Source organism: Variovorax sp. KBW07, from assembly GCF_003852515.1.
GTDB lineage: Bacteria > Pseudomonadota > Gammaproteobacteria > Burkholderiales > Burkholderiaceae_C > Variovorax.
The window spans coordinates 1-23,143 of record NZ_QAJK01000022.1 but is presented as its reverse complement, the minus strand read 5'-3'; the positions used below and the strand labels follow the sequence as shown (position 1 = coordinate 23,143).

The 23,143-nt window shown below is 66.4% G+C and carries 20 protein-coding genes; 7 read left to right on the top strand and 13 right to left on the bottom strand.

From position 1 onward, the window contains the following. The 7 genes from DBV14_RS04475 to DBV14_RS04445 form a co-directional block, all read right to left on the bottom strand. Positions 1-1,187 (bottom strand): type VI secretion system Vgr family protein (locus DBV14_RS04475; RefSeq protein ID WP_124458000.1); only part of this gene is annotated, 1,187 nt, incomplete at its 3' end. Between the two features lie 236 nt (positions 1,188-1,423). After that, on the bottom strand, positions 1,424-2,914 hold the full coding sequence (locus DBV14_RS04470; protein WP_124457999.1) for a nucleobase:cation symporter-2 family protein: 1,491 nt from the start codon (positions 2,912-2,914) through the stop codon (positions 1,424-1,426). 173 nt (positions 2,915-3,087) lie between these two features. Further along, positions 3,088-4,860, bottom strand: a complete 1,773-nt coding sequence (locus tag DBV14_RS04465; RefSeq protein WP_124457998.1) for a phosphodiesterase — start codon at positions 4,858-4,860, stop codon at positions 3,088-3,090. A 126-nt stretch (positions 4,861-4,986) separates the two neighbouring features. Continuing rightward, complete coding sequence (locus tag DBV14_RS04460) at positions 4,987-5,754, bottom strand: GntR family transcriptional regulator (protein WP_124457997.1); 768 nt, start codon at positions 5,752-5,754, stop codon at positions 4,987-4,989. A 49-nt stretch (positions 5,755-5,803) separates the two neighbouring features. Continuing rightward, positions 5,804-6,541, bottom strand: a complete 738-nt coding sequence (locus DBV14_RS04455; protein WP_124457996.1) for an aspartate/glutamate racemase family protein — start codon at positions 6,539-6,541, stop codon at positions 5,804-5,806. Positions 6,542-6,566: 25 nt separating this feature from the next. Next, the gene (locus DBV14_RS04450; protein WP_124457995.1) at positions 6,567-8,060 is read right to left on the bottom strand and encodes an NCS1 family nucleobase:cation symporter-1; all 1,494 of its coding nucleotides are present in this window, start codon (positions 8,058-8,060) and stop codon (positions 6,567-6,569) included. Between the two features lie 240 nt (positions 8,061-8,300). After that, on the bottom strand, positions 8,301-10,031 hold the full coding sequence (locus tag DBV14_RS04445; protein ID WP_124458001.1) for an S-layer protein: 1,731 nt from the start codon (positions 10,029-10,031) through the stop codon (positions 8,301-8,303). 214 nt (positions 10,032-10,245) lie between these two features. Between DBV14_RS04445 and DBV14_RS04440 the strand changes: the two genes are divergently transcribed. After that, positions 10,246-10,500, top strand: a complete 255-nt coding sequence (locus tag DBV14_RS04440) for a hypothetical protein (protein WP_124457994.1) — start codon at positions 10,246-10,248, stop codon at positions 10,498-10,500. Between the two features lie 160 nt (positions 10,501-10,660). Next, entirely contained in the window at positions 10,661-11,062 is a 402-nt protein-coding gene (locus DBV14_RS04435) for a hypothetical protein (RefSeq protein WP_124457993.1), read from the top strand. Between the two features lie 99 nt (positions 11,063-11,161). Here DBV14_RS04435 and DBV14_RS04430 read toward each other — a convergent pair whose 3' ends face one another. The 4 genes from DBV14_RS04430 to DBV14_RS04415 are packed head-to-tail and all read right to left on the bottom strand — an operon-like array spanning position 11,162 to position 15,849. Continuing rightward, entirely contained in the window at positions 11,162-12,397 is a 1,236-nt protein-coding gene (locus DBV14_RS04430) for a M20/M25/M40 family metallo-hydrolase (protein ID WP_124457992.1), read from the bottom strand. Positions 12,398-12,414: 17 nt separating this feature from the next. Further along, positions 12,415-14,199, bottom strand: a complete 1,785-nt coding sequence (gene uraD, locus DBV14_RS04425) for a 2-oxo-4-hydroxy-4-carboxy-5-ureidoimidazoline decarboxylase (protein ID WP_124457991.1) — start codon at positions 14,197-14,199, stop codon at positions 12,415-12,417. A gap of 2 nt (positions 14,200-14,201) precedes the next feature. After that, complete coding sequence (puuE, locus tag DBV14_RS04420; RefSeq protein ID WP_124457990.1) at positions 14,202-15,167, bottom strand: allantoinase PuuE; 966 nt, start codon at positions 15,165-15,167, stop codon at positions 14,202-14,204. Between the two features lie 7 nt (positions 15,168-15,174). Next, positions 15,175-15,849, bottom strand: coding sequence for a GntR family transcriptional regulator (locus tag DBV14_RS04415; protein ID WP_093437573.1), 675 nt, complete (start codon positions 15,847-15,849; stop codon positions 15,175-15,177). 105 nt (positions 15,850-15,954) lie between these two features. Between DBV14_RS04415 and uraH the strand changes: the two genes are divergently transcribed. Next, positions 15,955-16,305 carry a hydroxyisourate hydrolase gene (gene uraH, locus DBV14_RS04410; protein ID WP_124457989.1) on the top strand — a complete coding sequence of 117 codons (351 nt, stop codon included), beginning with the start codon at positions 15,955-15,957 and terminating at the stop codon, positions 16,303-16,305. A gap of 2 nt (positions 16,306-16,307) precedes the next feature. Here uraH and DBV14_RS04405 read toward each other — a convergent pair whose 3' ends face one another. Further along, positions 16,308-16,808 carry a hypothetical protein gene (locus tag DBV14_RS04405; protein WP_260396811.1) on the bottom strand — a complete coding sequence of 167 codons (501 nt, stop codon included), beginning with the start codon at positions 16,806-16,808 and terminating at the stop codon, positions 16,308-16,310. A gap of 56 nt (positions 16,809-16,864) precedes the next feature. Between DBV14_RS04405 and xdhC the strand changes: the two genes are divergently transcribed. From xdhC to DBV14_RS04385, 4 genes are all read left to right on the top strand, one after another. Further along, positions 16,865-17,674, top strand: coding sequence for a xanthine dehydrogenase accessory protein XdhC (gene xdhC, locus DBV14_RS04400; protein ID WP_124457987.1), 810 nt, complete (start codon positions 16,865-16,867; stop codon positions 17,672-17,674). A 224-nt stretch (positions 17,675-17,898) separates the two neighbouring features. Then, positions 17,899-19,113, top strand: coding sequence for a urate hydroxylase PuuD (locus tag DBV14_RS04395; protein ID WP_124457986.1), 1,215 nt, complete (start codon positions 17,899-17,901; stop codon positions 19,111-19,113). 73 nt (positions 19,114-19,186) lie between these two features. Further along, complete coding sequence (locus DBV14_RS04390; protein WP_124457985.1) at positions 19,187-20,536, top strand: glycerate kinase; 1,350 nt, start codon at positions 19,187-19,189, stop codon at positions 20,534-20,536. Between the two features lie 207 nt (positions 20,537-20,743). After that, positions 20,744-22,186, top strand: coding sequence for an NAD-dependent succinate-semialdehyde dehydrogenase (locus DBV14_RS04385; protein ID WP_124457984.1), 1,443 nt, complete (start codon positions 20,744-20,746; stop codon positions 22,184-22,186). Between the two features lie 20 nt (positions 22,187-22,206). Here DBV14_RS04385 and DBV14_RS04380 read toward each other — a convergent pair whose 3' ends face one another. Further along, positions 22,207-22,923 (bottom strand): MgtC/SapB family protein, encoded by a 717-nt coding sequence (locus DBV14_RS04380; protein WP_124457983.1) that lies wholly within the window; start codon positions 22,921-22,923, stop codon positions 22,207-22,209. Positions 22,924-23,143: the final 220 nt, after the last annotated feature.

Sequence of the window (23,143 nt, the reverse complement as noted above, 5' to 3'; positions counted from 1 at the left end):
ATGAAGTCCACCTTTGCTTGCCACTGCTGCAGCCGTTCCCGCGCGGCGTCCTTGTTCTGGCTGTCTTGCGCGACGTTCTCGATGACGAAATGGGTGTCGAGAACAAGGTACGCGGCGTTGGCCTTCTGGCGCGGGTGCTTTCGCAACGTGAAGGTGCAGCCCGGAACCATGCCGCGCAGATTGCCGCTGGCTTGCGCCCGGTCTCCGTGCGTACGCAGGGCTTCCATGCGCAGCAGGCCCAACAGGCGCCCTTCGTCCTGGGGATCGTTGGCTCCGGCCGTGCCGGCGCGAGGCTGGGCGTAGTGGCTGCCGGCCTGCGCGGCGTGCCATTGGTAGACCTCGCCATCGGCTTGCCCTGTGGCGCGTGGGTCTTTGCGGCCGATGCTCAGGTCGGCCCGCGGTCGGGTGTAGTCGTGATCGCGAGTGCTGTACCGGCCGCTCGTGAGATGGCTGCCTGGCACGAAGCTGTGGATGTATTCGGCATCGGCCTTCCAGCCGGGCGCGTGGTAGTCGACCTCGCGGTAGGCTTCACTGTCCATGGACTTGTAGGCGCCCATGGCATCGCTCAGCACGAGGCGGTGTTTGCCCTCGGTGGATTCGAAGTGGTAGCTGATGCCCCATTCCTCGCACAGGCGACTGAAGAAGTCGAAGTCGGTCTCGTTGAGCTGCGTCTGGAAATCGCGCACCGGGTACGTCCCGAACAAGCGCTTGTCGACCGGGAAGGAATAGTCGGCCAGCAACTCGTCGAGGATCTGGACCACGGTCTTGTCCTGGAAGATCTTGCAGTCGGTGGTGAGGGTGGCCAGATACAGCCAGGGCCGCAGCGTCAGCTTGTACTGAACGTGCCGGCCTTCTTCGCCCCACATCCGGGCGTCGGTGATCAGTGCGTTGATCTGGCGCGCACCGGCGCCGATGTGGTCGGTGCTGGCGCCCGTGGAGCCCGGAGCGAACGCGCCGGAACCATCGAGCTCGATCAGGCAACTGATCTCCCGGCCGACGAAGGCATCGAGATCGAAGTCGGCCGCCTCGCTTGCGCCGAAGTTCATCGCATCGGGCGTCTTGATCAGCAGTTCGTATTCGAACAGGCTGTTCATGCCTTCGCGGCCCTGGAGCCGAACCGGGTCGAACGCCGGGCGGCCCTGTATCAGGGGAATGGCTTCGCTGGTGATCGAAAAGGTGTGTGGCACGCGCAGAGCTTTTGTTGAAGGGCAGGAGCCCAAAAGTCTGGCGCACTCTTGACATGCGAACTGCGAACAATCGTGAACTGCACGCCCCCTTGGAAATCAGCCCGAGAGAGTGCGAAAAATTCACAGATCCGATGAATGCAAAACGCCGCTGGCGATGGTCCAGCGGCGTCAGTTTGCAAAGAGAAGGGCGGGGCAAAACGCATTGCGCCTTGCCCCGGGGGCGCGAGCGAGCCTGCCTAGTGCGCCTCGGCCTGCTTCGCCGCCGCAATCACCGCTTCCTCATCGTGCTTCGCGCCATTCAGGAACAGGTTCAGCAGCACCGCAGCAATCGACGCCAGCAAGATGCCCGACTCGATCAGCGAGTGAATCGAATGTGGCATCCATTGCTTGAAGTTGGGCGCAATCAGCGGAATCATGCCGATGCCGATGGACACGGCGACGATCATCGCGTTGTGGCGGTTGGTCTTGAAGTCCACGCCCGACAGGATGCGGATGCCGGTGGCGGCGACCATGCCGAACATGACGAGGCCGGCGCCGCCGAGCACCACGGTGGGCAGCGACTCGACCAGCGCGGCCATCTTCGGCAGCAGGCCCAGCACGATGAGGATCACGCCGCCGGCCACGCACACATAGCGGCTCTTGATGCCGGTGACGGCCACGAGGCCCACGTTCTGCGAGAAGCTGGTGTAGGGGAAGGTGTTGAAGATGCCGCCGATGAGCGTGCCCAGGCCGTCGGTGCGCAGGCCCTTGGCCAGGTCTTTCTGGTCGATCTTGCGGCCGGTCATTTCACCGAGCGCGAGGAACATGCCGGTGGACTCGATCATCACCACGATCATGATCAGCGTCATGGTGAGGATCAGGATGGGGTCGAACTGCGGCATGCCGAAATGAAAGGGCAGCACGATGTCGACCCACGCGGCCTTGCCGACTTTCTCGTAGGTCATGAGCCCGGTGACGGACGCGACGACCGCGCCGATCACGATGCCGAGCAGCACCGAGATGTTGGCGATGAAGCCCTTGGCGTACTTGACGATCAGCAAGATCGACACCAGCACGAGCGCGGCCACGCCGAAGCCCGAGAGGTCCGCGTACTTGGGGTTGGGCACCGTGGGCATGATGGCGAAGCCCTTGGGCACGGCGGGAATGGAGCTGCCCGGCGAGGTGACTTCGGCCAGCCACTTGGCATACACCGGGTCGACCAGCGCGGGTGCGGTCGGGCCTACGGGGTTGCCGAAGATCCAGTTGATGCCCACGCGCATCAGGCTGATGCCGATGACCGCGATGATGGTGCCGGTGACCACCGGCGGAAAGAACCTCAGCATGCGGCTGACCAAGGGCGCTATCAGTATCGACACCACGCCCGCGCCGATGATGGCGCCGAACAGCAGCTGCGCGCCGTTCTGCCCGGGGTTGGCGTTGGCGATGGCCACCATCGGCGCAACGGACGCGAAGGTCACGCCCATCATCACGGGCAGCTTGATGCCGAACCACTGCGTGGCACCCAGCGCCTGGATGAGCGTGGCGATGCCGCAGCAGAAAAGGTCGGCTGAAATGAGCAGCGCCACTTCGTCGGGCGACAGCTTGAGCGCACGGCCGACGATGAGCGGCACCGCAACGGCGCCCGCGTACATCACCAGCACGTGCTGCAGGCCGAGGGCCGCGAGCTTGCCGGAGGGCAAGCGCTCGTCCACGGGGTGAACTCTGGAAAGTGTGCTGTCGGCCGTCATCGTTGTCTCCTGCTGCTGCGAGGGGAGAGGCGGGGCGACACGGTATTGCCATGACGCACACCTCATTGTGTACGCCAAACTGTATACAACTTATGCAACAATCCGGACTCGGAAAAACCCCAATCCGGGCGGGTGCCCTGCGTGCGCGGCTATGTGCGCGGTTGTCTGCGCGGTTACGTGCGCGGCCGGGGCTCTCGCACCGTGAGGCCCGACGCGGTGTGCTTGGCCTCGTGCTTGGCAATGGCCGCCTCGCTGGCCACGTCTTCGGCATGCCTGAACATGTCCGGCGGAATGCGCACCGCGCCAATGGAGAGCGTGGCGCAGGGCGTGAAGCGCAGCACGCCCTGCCGGTCTTCCCCTTCGACGCCGCCCGCCAGCCTGTCCGCCTCGTCGTAGAGGCCGGGCGCCTGCCGGTTGAACTCGTCGATCAGCCGCGTGCAGCGCTGGCGCCAATCGGGGCTTTGGTACAGCACCAGGAAGTCGTCGCCGCCGATGTGGCCGACGAAATCGCGGTGCGGGTTGGCGTGCTGCGTCGCCAGGCGCGCGAGCAGCAGGATCATTTCGTCGCCGCGCCAGTAGCCGTAGTGGTCGTTGAACACCTTGAAGTTGTTCAGGTCCGCGTAGCAGGCGACAAAGTCGGCGCGGCCTTCGAGCAGGCGCGCAATATGGATGTTGATGGGAATGTTGCCCGGCAAAAAGGTCAGCGGGTTGGCGTGCCGCGCGGCCTCGATGCGCGCCTCGGTCACTGCGCGCACCAGCTGGTCACCGGTGCCAAGGCCCGCGTAGCGCTTCTTTTCGGTGACGATGAAACCTTCGCTCAGGTAGCGCTGGTCTTCCGACATCAGGATGCCGAGCAGGCTCTCGACATTCTCCTCGCGCTCCACGATGCGCGGCGAGAGGCTGCCGTACAGCAGGCAGGGGCGGCGCCCGTGCACTTCGCGAAAGTACATCCTCGCGTAGTCGTTCATGAACGACTGCCGGTTGATCAGCGCCACGGGGCGCCCCTGCTCGACCACGGCGAGCGCATGCAGGTCGGGGTGTTTCTGGAAGATGGCCGAGACCTCGTCGATCGGCGTCTGCGGGCTCAGCGCCGGTGCCTGGATGACCGACAGGCCGCGCAGCACGTTGGGCTGCGATGGTTGCGAGGCATGCGGCATCACCGCGATGCGGGCGTCGTGGATGGTGGCCGTCACCGGCTCGGGCAGCGAGGACTGCAGCGCGGGCGCGGGCCGGCCGAACAGGTAGCCCTGGCCATGGGCAATGCCGAGATCGCGCAGCACGCGCAGGTCCTTGGCGTCTTCCACGCCTTCGGCCACCAGCTCGGTGCCCAGTGCGTTGCCCAGGCCGACGATGGCGCGCACCAGCGCCACGCTTTGCGGGCTGCTCGCGATGCCTTGGGTCAACAGCTTGTCGATCTTCACGAAATCGGGTTGCAGGTCTTTCCAGCGCCGCAGGTTCGAGTGGCCTTCGCCGAAATCATCGAGCGCGACAAGTGCGCCCAGCGCGTGCAGTGCCTTGACGGCCTGCCGCAGCGCCTCGGGGTTGACGGCCGCGCGTTGCTCGGTGAGTTCCACCGTCACGTCGCGGGCCGAGATGTCGCAGTGCGCGAGCATGCGTTCGAGCCAGCAGGCCGTGCCCACGCCGCCCATGGCCGCGACCAGCGCGTCGGCGCTCATGTTCACGAAGAGCCGGCCCGGCTTGGGCAACTGGCCCCAGTGCGTGAAGATGACTTCCACGCAATGCAGCTCGAACTCGGTCAGCCGCGATTCGCTGGCGGCTTGCGCAAGCAGTGCCAGGGGACAGTGGAGCGGGGTGCCAACGGGGCCGCGAATCAGGGCTTCATGGCCGAAGATCGTTCCCTGGCGCAGGTCCACGATGGGCTGGAAAACAGGGTAGACCGTGGGATGCGAGGCAGGGGTGTCGCTGGGCCGAATGTGCCGGGGCATGCTGTTGGGATGTTCGTCGGTGGCGCATCCGCAAGAAGAAAAGAACGCGGTGCCTGTCCGGGCTGCAGCATGACGCGGTTCTGTGACAGTCGCACCGGCCCGCCGGCCGGCCGGCCGGCCGTGGCGTCAGGCCAGCAACGCCTTGACCAGGTCGAGCTGGCGGTCGGGCTTGTCGGTGCCCAGTTCGAGGCTGGCTTCGATGCGTTCGAGGTGATCGATCATGCTGGTCACCGCGGCTTGCACGTCGCCCTTGCGGCACAGGCGAAGAAAGTCGGCGTGCTCGTCCGAAGAGCAGTGCGGGTCGTTCGACGAGTGGTACAGCATGGCAATCAGCGAGCTGCGCGCCACCAGCTCGCGCACCAACTCGGCCAGCGTCTTGTTGCCCGTGGCCTCGGCCAGCGCCACGTGAAAGTCGCCCAGCAGCTTCTCGCGCACGGTGCCCGTGGTGGTGGTCTGGCGCAGCGCGGTGCGTTCGAACTTGATGTGCTGCTCCAGCACCTGGTAGTCGCGTGGCCGCGCATTGGCGATGAACAGGCGCACCACCTCGCTCTCGAGAATGCGGCGCACGGCGAACACTTCGCGTGCCTCTTCCACCGAAGGCTGGCAGACGAAGGCGCCCTTGTCGGGAATCATCTCGATGAGCTTGTCCTTCGACAGCATCAGCAAGGCCGCGCGCACCTTGGTGCGGCTCACCGAGTAGACGCGGCCCAGCGCTTCTTCGCGCAGCCAGGTGCCGGGCGGCAATCGCTTCTCGACGATCGCGGTGGCGATGTCGTTGGCGATGCTTTCTATGGAGCTGTTCTTGTCGGCCGCGGCCGGCGCAACGGACGTGCCGTTCTCGGCCGGAGCGGCGGTGGCAGGGGAGGCGGGAGTTTTGGAGCTGGCGCGGGGCATGCGCAGATTGTGTCCCAGCGAGCGGTGGGTGGCTGCTGCAGCCTGCGTATCACCCGGCGAGGGTAAAGCCTTCGAGCGCGCCGGTCATGGCCTTGGGCAGGGGCCGCGCAAGCTCGCCGCGCTTGCTGGTGCGCAGTTTCAGGGTGACCAGCGACTCGATGAGCTTGGTGCCCGCGGCCACGCCATCGATCACCGGCACGCCGAGCAGTTCGCTGATGTGCTCGCACAGGTCGGTCATGCCGGCGCAGCCCAGCACGATGCAGTCGGCGCCGTCTTCTTCGAGGGCGCGCCGGCATTCGTCGACGATGCGTTCTCGCGCACGAGAGCCCGGCTCTTCGAGTTCGAGTACAGGCAGTTCGCAGGCGCGCACGTTGGCGCAGAAACGTTCCATGCCGTAGATCTCGGCCAGGTGCCAGGCCTGCCCCATGGTGCGGCCCAGCGTGGTCACCACGCTGAAGCGGCTGCCGAGCATGCTGGCCATGTGCATCGCGGCTTCGGCGATGCCCACCACCGGGCCGCGCGCCAGTTCGCGGGCGGCCTTCAGGCCCGGGTCGCCGAAGCAGGCGATCACGTAGCCGTCGATGCCGTCGCGCTCGCCCGCCGCAATTTCCTGCAGCAATCCCGGCACGGCCAGCGCTTCGTCGTAGTGGCTCTCGATGGAGACCGGCCCCATGGCCGGGCTCACGGCGACGATTTCAGTGCCGGCGTGCGCCACCGCTCGGGCGCATGCACCGATCTTCTCGGTCATGCTCCAGGTGGTGTTGGGATTGATGATCTTGATGCGCACGGCGCGGTCCTTTTCTGTTGCTGTTTCAGGTCTTGTTGTTGCGGTTCAGCAGCACGTACAGGACGAAGCCCAGGCCCATGCCGATGAACCACGCATAGTTGGCGGCGCCGCGCAGCGTCGGCACCATCACGCACAGGATCGGCACCAGCGCCGAGGGCACCAGCGCCTGGATCGCCTTCGGGTTGTAGCCGCCGCTGTACCAGTACTTGCCCTGCTTGCTCATGGTGTAGAGCGCGTCGACGTCGATCTGCTGCTTGCGCACGATGTAGTAGTCGGCAATCAAAATGCCGAACAGCGGGCCGATGAACGAGCCCAGCACGTCGAGCGTGTAGTGAATGACCTCGGGGCTGTTGTAAAGGTTCCAGGGCGTCAGGAAGATCGAGCCCACCGCGGCGATCATGCCGCCCGTGCGCCAGCTGATGTGCTGCGGCGCCACGTTCGAGAAGTCGAAGGCCGGCGACACGAAATTCGCCACGATGTTGATGCCGATGGTGGCGATCATGAAGGTCAGCGCGCCCAGCACCACCGCGGTGGTGCTGTCGATCTTGCCCACGGTGTGCACCGGGTCGGTGATGAGTTCGCCGAACACCGGCAGCGTGGCCGCCGTGGTGATGACGGTCAGCAGCGAGAAGAACACGAAGTTCACCGGCAGGCCCCAGAAGTTGCCCTTCTTCACCGCGTCGAAGCTCTTGCCGTAGCGCGAGAAGTCGCCGAAGTTGAGCATCGGGCCGCTGAAGTAGCTCACCACCAGCGCAATGGCCGACAGCATGACCGGCAGCGCGTCCCAGCCCTGGAACTTGATGCCGCCCAGGTTCAGGTCGATCTTGCTCCAGCCGGCCTTCCACACCAGCCAGCCGCACAGCACGGCCATGACCACGTACACCGCCGGGCCGGCCCAGTCGATGAACTTGCGGATGGCTTCCATGCCGTGCCAGAACACGAAGGCCTGCAGCACCCACATGACCATGAACGCGACCCAGCCGAGCGTCGACAGGCCCGCGAAGCCGTACTGCGCGACATCGGCATACGGCGCCAGGCCCGGGGCCATGTGCAGCGCCAGCACCATGAACGCGGCCGACGCCAGGTAGGTCTGCACGCCGTACCAGGCCACCGCGATCAGCCCGCGGATGATGGCCGGGATGTTGGCGCCCAGCACGCCGAAGGGCGCGCGGCACACCACGGGGTAGGGCACGCCCGTCACCTGGCTGGGCTTGGCCACGAGGTTGCAGAAGAACTGCACGATCACGATGCCGACCAGCAGCGACACCAGCACCTGCCAGCTCGACAGGCCCAGCGCGAACAGGCTGCCGGCCGTGATGTAGCCGCCCACGCTGTGCACGTCGGACATCCAGAAGGCAAAGATGTTGTATTGGCCCCAGGTCTGCTTCTTGAGCGGTGCAAGGTCTTCATTGGTCAGGCGCGGGTCGTAGCCGGGCTTGATGAGGGCGTTCGATTCCGCGTGCGGCGCAATGCCGGCTTCGCTTGCCCCCGTGGGGGCCTGGCTGACGACTGTGCTCATGGTCTTTCCTCGTGCGAGTTAAGTTGGGTTGAAGGGACCCGTTTTGACGCAAAAATCGCGCCGCCTTTTCGAGTGCGTTATTTGTATACAAAAATTGAACGCAATCAAGACCATTCGGGGAATCATATATCCGTAGATTCCCTGAGGCGCGGTTGGGGGCAACCCAAAGAAAAAGCGCCATGCCCCGCGAGGGACATGGCGCCTTGTGTCGCTGGAGAACCAGCGGCAGGAAGAGGTGGCCTACAGCGCGGCGACCTTCACGAAGATCGGGTTCGAGTAGAACCACAGGTCGGCGTAGTTGCGGGCGTTGATGGTGTTGAAACGCCTGATTGGGTCGGTGCCGTCCGGGGTTGCCGCGTCGGGCAGCGGCTCCCCATTCGAGGTCTCATCAGGCACGTCCGTCCCCAAGTTGGTGCCTCTCAAGCGGAAGTACTGGTTGTTGCCGGCCTTCACCGTGTAGCTGACCGAGAAGTAGCCTTCCGCGTCGAGCTTCCAGTCGCTGCGCGTGAAGCGCTTCAGCACCCGGGTCGAGGGGTTTACTGCGCGCGAATAGCCCGGGGTGCCCGGCGTCTCGGGGCCGGTCACGTCACCCGCGATCAGGTCGACGTGGTCGACCACCGGCTTCACGTTGGCATACACGCCACTGCCCAGCTGGTACTCGAAGTTGTTGCGTTCGGGGCTCTTGAAGCGAATGGTGATCTTCAGGTCTTCGCCCTGGCTCGCCGCCACCTCGGAGCCCATCTCGCCGGTGGCCTTGGTGCTCTGCACCTTGAAGTCGAGCGCATCGATCAGGTCGCCGTTGACCGCGAAGAGCTTGCCCGCGCGGAAGGCGGCGAGCAGCGACTTCGGGTCCTTGATGTCGCCCCACAGGTGGTTCTTGGCGTATTCGCCGGGCGCGTAGCCGCTGCCGAAGAGCCCCTTCGACGTGGTGAAGTGATAGTCGGAGTCGGCCACGTTCCAGATGCGGCGGCCTTCGGACAGCAGGGCGTCCCAGGAGCCGCCGAGCTTGGCGACGAGGTAGTCGACGCCGCCGTAGGTGCGTGAGGGGAGGTTGGCGGGAATGTCGGCGCTGACGTAGCCGCCCCGGTTGCCCTCCATCTGGTTGCCGACCATGCCTTCGAGCGAGAACACGATGTTGGGCGCCGCGTCGTTCATCTCGCGAAGTTGGGCAATGGTGTATTTGCCGACGTTGCGCGAGGGATGGTTGATCTGCAGGTAGCTGGTGTCGGGGTAGTTCTTCTTGAGCCAGGCAATGGCCTTGAGCACGTCTTCGTGGGTGGAACTGGCCCGTGCGTCCTTCGCGCTCCATGCCGCCACGTCGTCGGCCGGGAACATGACCGGGTCGCGGTTGGTGAAGAGGTATTCGAACTGGCTCACGGCCTTGAGCGCGGCGTCCGACATCGGGTTGTCGGTCAGGATGCCGACGTTGCCGTGGTCGTGCGTGGGCATGTCCCACTCGAACGACGAGAAGATCGTCTTGTCCGCGTACTTGCCGCTGGCCTGCAGCGCCTTGATGCGCGGCACTTCGTACTTCGCCATGGCGAGCGAGAACGCCATCACGCGCCGGAGCGGATTGCCATTGCTGTCGAATCGCGGGAACGAAATTTCCGGCGGGAGCGCGTTGCCGTCGTTGTCGTAGGAAGACTCGCGCAGATGGTTCGACAGGGCTGCCCAGTCGAGCCCGAAGCGGTCGAAGGCCAGCGCCAGCACCTGGTCGAGCGTGGAGACCTGCTGCGTGTCTTCCGACTGGATGGTGTGGATGTGCAGGTCACCCACGGTCCAGCGGCCGGGCTTGGCGGCCGGCGGCGGCGGTTCCGCGGGGGCTACGGGCGGCGTGGGCGTCGCGGGAGCGCCGAAGAACGGCATGCCGCCGCCAGACCCGCCACCGCAGCTTGAAAGCAGGACCGTGCCGAGCACGAGGGCGGATGCGAGAGGTATCGAAAAAGAAGAAAGCAGGGAAGAGTTTTTCATGAAGGCAGACGCGGCAACGGCCAGCGGATGGCTGGCCGTTGCGCTCGGAGTCTTGAGGCACTGGAAGCCGCCGAGTCTGGATTTGCGCTGTGACGCCGCGATGAAACCGGCACCGAAAACCACGCGCCGCAGCGGCGTGCCTGAAGAGTTCATGAACCCCCGCGCGCCCGGCTCGCGCTACCCTTCGGGCATGTTGAACGGGCAAGGCTTTTCCATGGCATCCGATACGAACGACTACTGGTTTCCCGCCAAGCGCTACGGCTGGGGTTGGGGCGTGCCCACGCGCTGGCAGGGCTGGGCCGTGTTCCTGGGCTACTTCGCGTTGCTGGGCCTGGCGGCGTGGTGGATCCGGCCCGACCGCGCGCCCTTTGCCTTCTTCCTGGCAACCGTGGGCCTGAGCGCGGTGCTCGCGCTCGTCTGCTGGTTCAAGGGCGAGCCACCCCGATGGCGCTGGGGCGACAAGGAGTGAGGAGAGTGAGGGCGTGAAGGAGTGAAAAGTTCGCGTGTGCGCGGCGAACGACGGGGTCGGGAATCCATACGACTGGTAACGTCTTGCGAGAGGCAGAATACGGTTGAAAGCAGTGGGCCATGGCCCGCTGTACCGAACCACCGAACCTGTCGGACACCTTATGAAAAAACTGGTTCTCCTGGCTTTCCTGGGCGTCGTGAACACCCTGCCGGCCTTCGCCCAGCGCGACATCGACGTCTACGAAAGCGACCGCAGGTACTGCGCGAGCGGCCGTTCGGGCGTCGACTTCAACAGCTGCATGTGGCGCCTGCAGAACGACCGCCGCCGCTACGAACGCCGCGAATACTACGAGCCGCGCCCCCAGTGGGGCGAGCCGCCGCCGCGCTATGTGGAACCCGGATGGCAGCCCGACCCGTACGCGCCGCGTTGGGAAGGGCCGCGCGAGCGCGAGAAGCCCCGGCTGAGCGACATGCAGAAGCGTGCGCTCGAGAACTGCGCGCTGCTGCAGCCGCGCGACCAGCCGCGTTGCCGGGCCACGGTCTACTCGACCGTCACCAACTAGGCGCACAAGCCGGGCGTTGCCGCGGGGAGGGCCGAAGGCCGGCCCCGCAAAACGAAAAAGGGGGCCGCGGCCCCCTTCGGTTCTTCTTGCCTGTTTTCTTCAGGCCAGCAGGTCGCTCAGCGTGCGCGCAATGACCTTCGTCGCGCGGCGCAGGTCTTCCAGCACCACACGCTCGTCGCTGCGCTTGGCGTGCGATTCGAGCACGGTGCGAGGACCGGCCCCGTAGATCACGCCCGGAATGCCGGCTTCGCCGTACAGGCGAACGTCGGTGTACAGCGGCGTGCCCATGGCCTTGATCGGCTCGCCGAAGAGTTCGCCACCGTGCTTCTGGATGGCATCGACCAGCGGCTTGTTGCCGGCCAGCGGCTTCATCGAATTGGCCAGCAGCAGGCGCTTGATGTCGACCGTGATGCCGGTGCTTTCGGCGGCTGCATCGGCAATCACCTTGCGGATCGTCGCCTCGACCTCGACCGGGTTCTCTTCCGGGATCATGCGGCGGTCGAGCTTGAACACCACCTTGCCGGGCACGACGTTGGTGTTGGTGCCGCCTTCGATGCGGCCGACGTTCAGGTACGGGTGCGTGATGCCCTCGACCTTCGACGTGACCTGCTGGTAGAGCGTGTTCTGCGCATACAGCGCATTGAGGATCTTGACCGCGCCCTGCAGCGCATCGACGCCCGAGGTGGGAATGGCGGCGTGCGCCATCTTGCCGTGCACCGTCACTTCCATCTGCAGGCAGCCGTTGTGCGCGGTAACCACTTCGTAGCTGAAGCCGGCCGCGATCATCAGGTCGGGCTTGGTCAGGCCGTTCTTGAGCAGCCAGCCCGGGCCCAGGATGCCGCCGAATTCCTCGTCGTAGGTGAAGTGCAGCTCGACGCTGCCCCTGGTCGGCCTGGCCACGGCTTCGAGCGCGCGCAGCGCGAAGGTGAAGCTGGCGAAGTCGCTCTTGCTCACCGCGGCGGCACGGCCGAAGAGGCTGCCGTCGGCAATCTCGCCGCCGTAGGGGTCGTGCGTCCAGCCTTCGCCCGGGGGCACCACGTCGCCGTGCGCATTGAGCGCCACGGTGCGGCCGCCATCGCCTTCCTTGCCGTACTTGCGGCGCACGATCAGGTTGGTGATCGATTCCAGGCCGTAGTCCTGCACTTCCTGGGCGGGCACGGCGTGCTTCTCGGCGTCGAGGCCGAAGTCTTTCAGCAGCTCGGCTGTGCGTTCGGCGTGAGGCGCGTTGTTGCCCGGCGGCGTGTCGGTGGGCACCTGCACCAGTTGCTGCAGAAACTGCACTTCTTCGTCGAAGTGGGCGTCGATCCAGGCGTCGAGCTTGGTGTAGTCGGTCATGTTCGTTCTTCTGTGAATCAGTGGGCTTGTTCGGCGGCGAGGTTGTCCAGCAGGAGCTGGAAGGCCTGCACCGCGAGCTGGATGTCGTCGTTGGTGCTCGACTCGAGCGGGTTGTGGCTGATGCCCGAGTTGATGCCGCGCACGAAGAGCATGGCCTGCGGCATCACCTCGTGCAGCTTCATCGCATCGTGGCCGGCGCCGCTGGGCATGCGGAACAGCGGAATGCCCAGCGCATCGACGGCCTTTTCCCAGCGCTGCTGCCAGGCCGGCGCGCTTGGCGCGGCGGCGGCGCGCATGGTTTCTTCCAGCTCGTAGCGCACGCCGCGGCGCTCGCAGATGTCCTTCAGCGCGTTGACCACGTCGTTGGCCAGCGCGTCGCGCTGCGCGTTGTTGGGCGCGCGCAGGTCGAGGCTGAACTTGCAGCGGCCCGGCACCACGTTGATGGAGCCGCTGGGCACTTCGAGCATGCCGACGGTGCCGACAGAGTCGCCGTCTTTGGCGGCGCGCTGCTCGGTGAAAAGAATGAGCTCGGCCACGGCGGCGGCCGCGTCGCGGCGGCGGTCCATGGGCGTGGTGCCGGCGTGGCTGGCCATGCCGATCACTTCGCCCACGTAGCGCACGCTGCCGTTGATGGAGGTGACGATGCCCAGCGGCAGGTCGAGCTCGGTGAGCACCGGGCCCTGCTCGATGTGCACCTCGACAAAGCCGAGGTAGCGGGCCGGGTCGCGCTGGATCTTCGGGATGTCTTCCTGCTTCAGGCCCGCGTGCTGCATGGCCTCGCGCATGGTGATGCCGTCGGCATCTTTCTGGTCGAGCCAGCGCGGGTCGAAATGGCCGATGAGCGCGCCCGAGCCCAGGAAGGTGGCCTTGTAGCGCTGGCCTTCTTCTTCGGCGAAGCCCACCACCTCGAAGGCGAAGGGCAGGCGCTTGCCCTGGCGCTTGAGCTCGCGCACGCAGGCCATCGGCACGAAGATGCCCAGGCGGCCGTCGTACTTGCCGCCGTTGCGCACGGTGTCGTAGTGCGAGCCGGTGAGCAGCGTGCGCGCGCCCGGTTGCGTGGCCTCGTAGCGGCCGACCACGTTGCCGACCGCATCGATGTGCACCGAGTCGAAGCCGCAGTCGCGCATGAGGCCGGCGATTTGCGCGGCGCAGGCGCGGTGCGCGTCGGTCAGGTAGGTGACGGTGAGCTGGCCCTTCTCGGCGTAGCCGGGGTCGGTGTGCACCGAGAGCTGCTCCTGCCAGTCCCACACGTCGTTGCCGAGCGTGATGTCGGCCGCGAACTTGTCGTTCAGGCGAATCTCGGCGATGCGATGGATGTTGCGCAGCGCCTCGCCCAGCTCGAAGCTCGGGTGGTTGTACAGCCGGCGCTCGAAGGTGTCGATGATCTCGCGCTTGGCCAGGCCCGTGCCGCGCGGTCCGCGCACCGCCAGGATGAACGGAAAGCCGAACTTCGCGTTGTAGTCGGCATTGAGCTTCTGGATCTTTGCGAACTCTTCGGGCGTGCAGTCGGTCAGGCCGGCCTTGCTCTGCTCGTTGGTCGATTCGGCCGTCAGCGTCTTGCTGACCATGGCCTTGCCTGCCAGCTCGGGGTGGGCGCGGATCAGGCCGATCTGCTCGTCGGCGGTGGAGGCGGCCAGCGCCTGCACCAGCGCATGCTTCAGGTGCGCGAGCGAGCGGAAGGGGCGTTGCACCAGCGCGCGCTGCGCGATCCAGGGCGAGTGCTCGTACACGCCGTCGAGCAGGGCGACGGCCGTGGCCGGCGCGGCGGCATTGAGTTGGGCAAGGGTGAGGGTGGAGCTCATGGTCAGTTTCCCGTGGCGGCCGATTCGAAGGGGTGCGCCTGCTTCCAGTGCCGCGCAATGTCGACGCGCCGGCACACCCACACGCGGTCGTGCTGGGCGATGTGGTCCAGGAAGCGCTGCAGCGCCGTGATGCGGCCGGGCCGCCCGAGCAGGCGGCAGTGCATGCCGATGCTCATCATCTTGGGGCTGTTGTCGCCGTTGGGGTCGCCTTCGGCGTAGAGCGCATCGAAGGTGTCCTTCATGTACTGGAAGAACGGGTCGGCGTGCGAGTAGCCCTGCGGCAGCGCGAAGCGCATGTCGTTGCAATCGAGCGTGTAGGGCACGATGAGTTGCGGCACCACGCTGCCGTCGGTCTTCTGCACCTTCATCCAGAAGGGCAGGTCGTCGCCGTAGTAGTCGCTGTCGTATTCGAAGCCGCCGTAGTCGGCCACCAGGCGGCGGGTGCGCGGGCTGTCGCGGCCGGTGTACCAGCCCAGGGCGCGTTCGCCGGTGAGCTTCTCGATGGCTTCCATGCCCAGGCGCATGTGCTCGCGCTCGGTGGCTTCATCGAGGTTCTGGTAGTGAATCCAGCGCCAGCCGTGGCAGGCGATTTCGTGGCCCAGTTCCTTGAAGGCGGCCGTCAGCTCGGGGTAGCGCTGCAGCGCCATGCCCACGCCGAACACCGTGAGCGGCAGGCCGCGCTTTTCGAACTCGCGCAGGATGCGCCATACGCCGGCGCGCGAGCCGTATTCGTAGATGCCTTCCATGCTGATGTGGCGGTCCGGGAAGCTGGCCGGGTTGAACATCTCGGACAGGAACTGCTCGGAGCCCGCGTCGCCATGCAGCGTGGCGTTTTCTCCGCCTTCTTCGTAGTTCAGGACGAACTGCACCGCGATGCGCGCGCCGCCGGGCCATTGCGCATGGGGCGGGTTGCGGCCATAGCCGATCAGGTCGCGCGGGTAGGGCAGGGTGGTGTCGTAGACGGTCATAGGCTTTTCAGGACAGCGCAAGAGAAATGTCGTTGGTCGGAACCTTGCGGTCGAAGGTGAGGTTGGCTTCGACGTGCTCCAGGTGTTCGGTCATGAGGCGCACGGCGCGCTCTTCGTCGCGGGCGGCCAGCGCCTTCACGATGTCGGCGTGCTCGTCGTTGGAGTGCTCGGCCGCGCTGGTGCTCTGGTACATGAGCGTGATGAGGGCGCAGCGCGAGATCAGCTCGCCAAGAATCTGCGCCAGCACCGTGTTGCCCATCAGCTCGGCCATGCGCACGTGGAAGTCGCCCAGCAGTTCGGTGCGGCCCGAGATGTCTTCGCCCGACACGGCCGATTTTTCAAGCGCGACGTGTTCCTTCAGCGCCTTGATCTTGGCCGGCGTGACGGTGCGCACGAACTCGCGCGTCATCTCGGCTTCGAGCATGCGGCGCACCTTGAACACCTGTTTGGCTTCGTCGACGGCCGGTGCCGCAACGAAGGCGCCGCGCGCGGGCTCCAGGCGAATCAACTTGTTCTGCGAGAGCTGGAACAGGGCCTGGCGCACCAGCGTGCGCGACACACCGAAGTGGTCGGCCAGCTTCTGCTCGGCGAGTTTGGTGCCGGGCTGAAGCCGGTGCTCGACGATCGCCTTGGTGAGCGCGTCGACGATCGAACGGGTGGTGGAGGACTCCATGTTTTTCATGATAGACCCAAAGCCAGTAACTGTATACACTTTTGTCCACCGGAATTTCCCGCAGCCGATTCGAGCCTTTGCGCTCGATCTTGTCGATCTTTGAAGGAGCGCCCCATGGGCCTGAGCACTCACGTACTGGACACGATGCATGGCGGCCCCGCGGCCGGCATGGAGGTGGCGCTGTACACCACCGACGGCGACGCCGCGACGCTGGTGAAGCGCTTCACGCTGAATTCGGACGGCCGCAGCGACGGGCCGCTGTACGACAACAACTCGCTGAAGACCGGCACCTACAGGCTGGTGTTCGACGTGGCGGGTTATTTCAAGGCGCGCGGCGTCAAGCTGCCCGAGCCCAATTTCCTGAACAAGGTGTCGCTGGATTTCGGCGTGGCGCACACCGACCAGCACTACCACGTGCCCTTGCTGGTCAGCCCGTGGAGCTACTCCACGTACCGCGGCTCCTGAGGTCAGTCGCCTTGTTGCTGGCCTTCGGTGAGCGTGTCGAGCTGGAAGCGCCCGCTCTTGTCCCACAGCCAGGTGTCGGTCCACGTGACCGCGCCCAGGCGGGTGGCGGCGGGGAAGGGCGCGGCCTTCAGCACGGCGCGTTCGATCTCGGCGATGACTTCGGGCGCGTGCTGCGGCGCGCGCAGCCAGTGCATCGACATCACCCTGCCGCCCGCATCGAGGTTCACCTGCAGCGTGCCGACCGCATACAGCATCGGCGGCAACTGGCCGCCATAGATGCGCGAGCGGTTGGCCTCGTAGATGTGGCGTGCCGCGTCGCGGCGGTAGTCGCGTGCGGTGGCCGCGTTCGATGCGCGTGGAGCGGCGCCCGAGCCACCCCGTTCGGCCGTGGCCCCGCTCAATTGGCCGGGAACGGACCCGGGCGTGCCGCAACCGGCGAGCCAGAAGGCGGAAAGAGCGGCGGCTGCAAGTACAAGGCGGCGGGGCGTAAGCTGGCGATTCATCGCCGGGTTTATACCGTGAGTCTTCATGGGCCGGGCAACCGAAGGTATCGACAACGATGAACGGTGCGGTCGATCAACTGCTGGCCCGTCTTCGCAACGAAGACGCCGTGCTGGTGCGCGTCGAATCCACGCAGGGCTCGGCGCCGCGCGAAGCCGGCACCTGGATGGCGGTGTGGGCCGACGGGCTCACCGCCACCATCGGCGGTGGGCAGCTCGAATTCCAGGCCACGAAGGAAGCGCGCGAACTGCTGGCCGGAACGCGCGCGGCCTTCGACGGCATCCAGCGCTATCCGCTCGGGCCGAGCCTGGGGCAATGCTGCGGCGGCGTGATGTTCCTGTCGTACCGGCGCATCACGGCCGCCGATGCGCCGGCCCTGCAGCGCGAACTGGTCGCGCAGCTCAAGCCGGTGGCGCTGTTCGGCGGCGGGCATGTGGGCGCCGCGCTGGCCCGCCTGTTGGCCGCGCTGCCGTTCGGGGTGCGCTGGATCGACAGCCGCGACGGCGTGTTCCCCGACGAGCTTCCCGCGCAGATCGACACCGAGCATTCCGAGCCCGTGCAAGACGCCGTGGCCGCGCTCGCGCCGGGCAGCCGCGTGCTCATCATGAGCTTCAGCCACGCCGAAGACCTCGACATCGTCATTGCCTGCCTGAAGCGCCTGCGCGAGCGCAACGACCTGCCGTACATCGGCCTGATCGGCAGCAAGACCAAGTGGGCCACCTTCCGCCACCGGCTCGAAGCGCGCGGCTTCACGGCCGACGAGCTGGCCCGCATCACCTGCCCCATCGGCGTGCCCGGCATCACCGGCAAGGAGCCCGAGGTGATCGCGGTCGCGGTGGCGGCACAGTTGTTGCAGTCGCTGGGTTGACTTGGGCCGAACAGGGTTTTCCCCGGCGGCGAGGCCCAAAAAACCATCCCGTCTCTTGCCAAAACTGTATACACTTTCGGTCCACAACAAGCCGCAGCGGAGCGAGGCCCATTTTCCGGAGCCTGCGTTCGCGGCACTTTCTCTGCTTACAGCGCCCGCAGTGGTGAGCAGGCTGAAACCCCTTGATGGCGTCCCCACGCGCACCAAGGGTTGAGAGAGAGCACATGGAAAGCTACTACCTCGACTGGGCCAACCTGCTGCTGCGCTGGGTCCACGTCATTACCGCCATCGCCTGGATCGGCGCCTCCTTCTACTTCGTGATGCTGGACAACAGCCTCGAGAAGCCGCACGACCAGGAGTCGCTCGACAAGGGCGTGGGCGGCGAACAGTGGGCGGTGCACGGCGGCGGCTTCTACAACATGCAGAAGTACGCGCTGGCGCCCAAGAAGCTGCCCGACCACCTGCATTGGTCTTACTGGGAAAGCTATTCGACCTGGATCACCGGGTTCACGCTTTTCACCATGTCGTACCTGTGGAATGCCAGCACCTACCTCATCGACAAGTCGAAGATGGACTGGCAACCGGGCGCCGCCATTGCCGTGGCGCTGGCCTTCTTCGTCGTGTTCTGGATGGTCTACGACGGCATCTGCCAGGTCTTCGGGCGCCGCAAGAACGGCGACACCATCGTCGGCGTGCTGATCGCGATCTTCATCGTCTTCGCGACCTGGCTGGCCTGCCAGTGGTTCGCGGGCCGCGCCGCCTTCTTGCTGGTCGGCGCCATGATGGCCACGACCATGAGCGGCAACGTGTTCTTCTGGATCATTCCGGGGCAACGCAAGAACGTGCAGGCATTGCGCGAAGGCCGGCCGGTCGACCCGGTGCACGGCCAGCGCGGCAAGCAGCGCAGCGTGCACAACACCTACTTCACGCTGCCCGTGCTGTTCGCGATGCTGAGCAACCACTACAGCTTTACCTACACCCACAAGTACAACTGGGTGGTGCTGCTGCTGATCATGCTCGGCGGTGCCGCCATTCGCCAGTTCTTCGTGGTGCGCCACCGCTTCAAGCTGGGCAATGCGGGCAACCCGCTGCCTTACGCGCTGGTCGGCATCGTGGTGCTGGGCCTGACCATCGTCTGGATGAAGCCCGAGCCCGCGGCAGCCCCCGTGGCGTCGGCCGCGACGGCGGCAGCGCCCGCGGTGGCCTATGCGGACGTGCAGAAGGTGCTGGAGCAACGCTGCTTCATGTGCCACGGCGCGGCCGTGCAGATGAAGAACGTGCGCGTCGATTCGCCCGAGCAGGTCGCCGCGCACGCCCAGGCCATCTACCAGCAGGTCGTGGTGACCAAGATCATGCCGATGAACAACGCCACGGGCATCACCGACGAAGAGCGGGCGCTCATCAGTCGCTGGTTCCAGGCCGGCGCGAAGACCAACTAGACACACGGAAAACCGGCCGGCGAGGGCGGGTCCCGGTCCGCAGCACAATCGCCGGATTGGAGACAAAGCAGCAATGACCGCATCGAACCCGTCCTTCGGCCCCGCCCCCGATCCGCGCGAAGCCCCGCGCGCTTTCCTCGAACACCTCTACCGCGTGGCGGTCGACCGCGCGCTGCCGCTGTCCACCCTCGGCGCCCACCTGCCCAAGCCGCCGGACCCGAAGAAGGGCCGCACGCTGGTGCTCGGCGCCGGCAAGGCCGGGGGCTCGATGGTCCAGGCGCTCGAAGCCCTGTGGCCGGCCGACGCGCCGCTGTCGGGCCTGGTCGTCACGCGCTACGACCACATTCCGCCGCGCCCCGAAGGCGTGCCGCAGCGCATCGAGATCGTCGAGGCCGCGCACCCCGTGCCCGACGCGGCCGGGGAGCAGGCCGCCGCGCGGATGCTGGCGCTCACGCAGGGGCTCACGGCCGACGACCTGGTGCTGTGCCTGATTTCCGGCGGTGGTTCGTCGCTGCTGGTGCTGCCGGCCGAAGGCCTGACGCTGGCCGACAAGCAGCGCATCAACAAGCAACTGCTCGACAGCGGTGCCGGCATCGGCGAGATGAACTGCGTGCGCAAGCACCTGTCGCGCATCAAGGGTGGCCGGCTGGCCGCGGCTTGCGCGCCGGCGCGCGTGGTAACGCTCACCATCAGCGACGTGCCGGGCGACGACGCAGCCGTCATTGCCAGCGGCCCCACGGTGCCCGACGCCACCACCTGCGCCGATGCACTGGCCATCCTCGACCGCTACGGCATCGAGGTGCCGGCACCTGTGCGCGCGCAACTCGCCAGCGGCAAGCTCGAAACGCCCAAGCCGGACGACGCCGTGTTCGCGGGCCACGAGGTTCACATGATCGCCACGCCGCAACAGTCGCTCGAAGCGGCAGCCAAGGCGGCCCGCGAAGCCGGCATCGAGGCGCACATCCTCAGCGACGAGATCGAAGGCGAATCGCGCGAAGTGGGCAAGGTGCATGCGGCGCTGGCCCGCGCCGTGGCGCACCGCGGCCAGCCCTTCGCACGGCCCTGCGTCATTTTGTCGGGCGGCGAAACCACCGTCACCATCCGCCCCCGCCAGCCGGGCCAGGCCAAGGGGCGTGGCGGCCGGGCCGGCGAGTTCTGCATGGGGCTGGCCGGTGCGCTGATGGGCCAGCCGCAGGTCTGGGCGCTGGCCGCAGACACCGACGGTATCGATGGCGTGGAAGACAACGCCGGCGCCTTCGTCACCCCCGACACGCTGGCGCGCGCCGCCGCGGCGGGCAAGAAGCTGTCCGATCACCTCGACCGCAACGACGCATACGGCTACTTCGATGCCGTCGGCGACCTGTTCGTGACCGGGCCCACGAACACCAACGTCAACGACTTCCGCGCGCTGCTGGTGTTGTAGGGCGGGGAAGGCAGCGCAGGCGCTGGGAAGGGCCGAAGGGCCGGGGCCGGGTTTCCCAGCCTCGGCGAGGATTGTGAACTCGGGTTAATCTACGCCCCCGGCAGCCTGCTGCCGCCGTTGTTGCAAGCGCACCCCCCGGGGTGCCGCGCCGCGCATCCAGATTTCCCCCTTTTCATCATCCCCCAGTCCTCGAAGGAAAAGTTCGCCATGACCGCCACCTACACCGACACCCGCCTGCTGATCGACGGCCAATGGGTCGACGCCGCCGACGGCAAGACCCTCGACGTGCTGAACCCCGCCACCGGCAAGGCCATCGGCAAGGTGGCGCACGCCGGCATCGTCGATCTCGACCGTGCCCTGGCCGCTGCCCAGCGTGGCTTCGACACCTGGCGCAACACCCCCGCCAACGAGCGCGCCGCCGTCATGCGCCGCGCCGCCGGCCTGATCCGCGAACGCGCCGGCGACATCGCCAAGCTGCTGACGCAGGAGCAGGGCAAGCCGCTGGTCGAAGCCAAGGGCGAAACCCTGGCCGCCGCCGACATCATCGAATGGTTTGCCGACGAAGGCCGCCGCGTGTATGGCCGCATCGTGCCCTCGCGCAACCTGGCCGCGCAGCAACTGGTGCTGAAGGAGCCGCTGGGCCCCGTCGCTGCGTTCACGCCGTGGAACTTCCCCATCAACCAGATCGTGCGCAAGCTCGGCGCCGCGCTGGCCACCGGCTGCTCCTTCCTGGTGAAGGCGCCCGAAGAAACCCCGGCATCGCCCGCCGCGCTGCTGCAGGCCTTTGTCGATGCCGGCATTCCGCCCGGCACCGTGGGCCTGGTGTTCGGCAACCCCGCTGAAATCTCGAACTACCTGATCGCGCACCCGATCATCCGCAAGGTCACCTTCACCGGCTCGACCCCGGTCGGCAAGCAGCTGGCCGCGCTGGCCGGTTCGCACATGAAGCGCGTGACGATGGAGCTGGGCGGCCACGCCCCGGTGATCGTCGCCGAAGACGCCGACGTGGCCCTGGCCGTCAAGGCCGCCGGTGCCGCCAAGTTCCGCAATGCCGGCCAGGTCTGCATTTCGCCCACGCGTTTCCTGGTGCACAACAGCCTGCGCGAAGAATTCGCCCGCACGCTGGTCAAGTACACCGAAGGCCTGAAGATGGGCGACGGCCTTGCCGAAGGCACGACCATCGGCCCGCTGGCCAATGCCCGCCGCCTGACGGCCATGGCCCACGTGCTGGAAGACGCCCGCAAGAAGGGCGCGACCGTGGCCACCGGCGGCGAACGCGTCGGCGACACCGGCAACTTCTTCGCCCCCACCGTGCTGACCGACGTGCCGCTGGACGCCGACGTGTTCAACAACGAACCCTTCGGCCCCATCGCTGCCATCCGCGGTTTCGACACGCTCGAAGAAGCCATTGCCGAAGCCAACCGCCTGCCCTTCGGCCTGGCCGGCTATGCCTTCACCAAGTCGATCAAGAACGCGCACCTGCTGAGCCAGAAGCTCGAGCTGGGCATGCTGTGGATCAACCAGCCCGCCACCCCGTCGCCGGAAATGCCTTTCGGCGGCGTGAAGGATTCGGGCTACGGTTCGGAAGGCGGCCCGGAGGCACTCGAGGCCTACCTGAACACCAAGGCCGTTTCGATCCTGGGCGTTTAAGCGCCCAGGGCGTCAGTCAGTCAGTCTTCAGCGGAGGCGTTCCAGAAGGCTTGCTGGACGCCTTCGAGCGCTTCGAGATCGGCAATCACCCGGTCGAGCTCCAGCGGCTCGACCGCGGTGGCATACAGCGTCGCTTCGATCTCGGTGTCGGCCGGCCCGAAGGCGTGCTGGTCGACATCGCGCACCGGGTAGTTCGCGGCTTCCAGCAACAGCAGCAGCTGGTCCATGACGTCGGGCCGTGCCGCCCGCGAGCAGATCACCCGCACCGCATACGTCGCTTCGCTCGACTCTTCCTTGATCGGGCGGCGGTTGATGCGATTGACCACAGGCCGCAGCAGCGTGTTGCTGGCCAGCACGAACAACGCGGCAACGATGGCCTCACCGATCAGGTCGGCGCCCGCGCAGGCGCCCACCGCGGCCGACCCCCACAACGTGGCCGCCGTGTTCAGCCCGGTGACGTTGGCGCCTTCCTTCATGATGGCGCCCGCTCCAAGAAAGCCGATGCCGGAGACCACGTAGGCCACGACGCGCACGGCGCCGCCGCTTCCATCGAGCCGATAGGCCATGTCGACGAACACAGCGGCACCCACGGCGACGAGTGTGTTGGTGCGCAGGCCGGCTGTACGTTGCCGGATCTGGCGTTCGAGGCCGATGAGCGAGCCGAGGATGAAGGCTGTGGTTACGCTGACGAAGGTGTCGAGAAGGGACACCAGGTTGAAGTTCTGGATGGCTTGCATCGGGAAAATTCTTTCTTGTTGTGATGTCTATGGCGTGTCAGGAGCGTTGTTTAGGGCGCTGTTCAGGGCGCTGTTCAGGGCGCTGTTCAGGGCGACGCCCACGCCGACGGTGTGCTCTGCTCCGCGAATGTCCCCCGCTTCGCTCCTCCTTTATTTCGCTGCGCAGAGCACACCATCCGCGTGAGCGTCATCAGAGTGGTCGTTGATCAGCGGTACACCA

Coding starts and splice junctions, on each gene's coding strand:
- DBV14_RS04380 (WP_124457983.1), bottom strand. CDS start 22,923: ATGCAAGCCATCCAGAACTTCAACCTGGTGTCCCTTCTCGACACCTTC.
- DBV14_RS04395 (WP_124457986.1), top strand. CDS start 17,899: ATGGAAAGCTACTACCTCGACTGGGCCAACCTGCTGCTGCGCTGGGTC.
- DBV14_RS04450 (WP_124457995.1), bottom strand. CDS start 8,060: ATGAGCACAGTCGTCAGCCAGGCCCCCACGGGGGCAAGCGAAGCCGGC.
- DBV14_RS04440 (WP_124457994.1), top strand. CDS start 10,246: ATGGCATCCGATACGAACGACTACTGGTTTCCCGCCAAGCGCTACGGC.
- DBV14_RS04470 (WP_124457999.1), bottom strand. CDS start 2,914: ATGACGGCCGACAGCACACTTTCCAGAGTTCACCCCGTGGACGAGCGC.
- uraD (WP_124457991.1), bottom strand. CDS start 14,199: ATGAGCTCCACCCTCACCCTTGCCCAACTCAATGCCGCCGCGCCGGCC.
- DBV14_RS04405 (WP_260396811.1), bottom strand. CDS start 16,808: ATGAATCGCCAGCTTACGCCCCGCCGCCTTGTACTTGCAGCCGCCGCT.
- xdhC (WP_124457987.1), top strand. CDS start 16,865: ATGAACGGTGCGGTCGATCAACTGCTGGCCCGTCTTCGCAACGAAGAC.
- DBV14_RS04415 (WP_093437573.1), bottom strand. CDS start 15,849: ATGAAAAACATGGAGTCCTCCACCACCCGTTCGATCGTCGACGCGCTC.
- DBV14_RS04385 (WP_124457984.1), top strand. CDS start 20,744: ATGACCGCCACCTACACCGACACCCGCCTGCTGATCGACGGCCAATGG.
- DBV14_RS04390 (WP_124457985.1), top strand. CDS start 19,187: ATGACCGCATCGAACCCGTCCTTCGGCCCCGCCCCCGATCCGCGCGAA.
- DBV14_RS04445 (WP_124458001.1), bottom strand. CDS start 10,031: ATGAAAAACTCTTCCCTGCTTTCTTCTTTTTCGATACCTCTCGCATCC.
- uraH (WP_124457989.1), top strand. CDS start 15,955: ATGGGCCTGAGCACTCACGTACTGGACACGATGCATGGCGGCCCCGCG.
- DBV14_RS04465 (WP_124457998.1), bottom strand. CDS start 4,860: ATGCCCCGGCACATTCGGCCCAGCGACACCCCTGCCTCGCATCCCACG.
- DBV14_RS04435 (WP_124457993.1), top strand. CDS start 10,661: ATGAAAAAACTGGTTCTCCTGGCTTTCCTGGGCGTCGTGAACACCCTG.
- DBV14_RS04430 (WP_124457992.1), bottom strand. CDS start 12,397: ATGACCGACTACACCAAGCTCGACGCCTGGATCGACGCCCACTTCGAC.
- DBV14_RS04460 (WP_124457997.1), bottom strand. CDS start 5,754: ATGCCCCGCGCCAGCTCCAAAACTCCCGCCTCCCCTGCCACCGCCGCT.
- puuE (WP_124457990.1), bottom strand. CDS start 15,167: ATGACCGTCTACGACACCACCCTGCCCTACCCGCGCGACCTGATCGGC.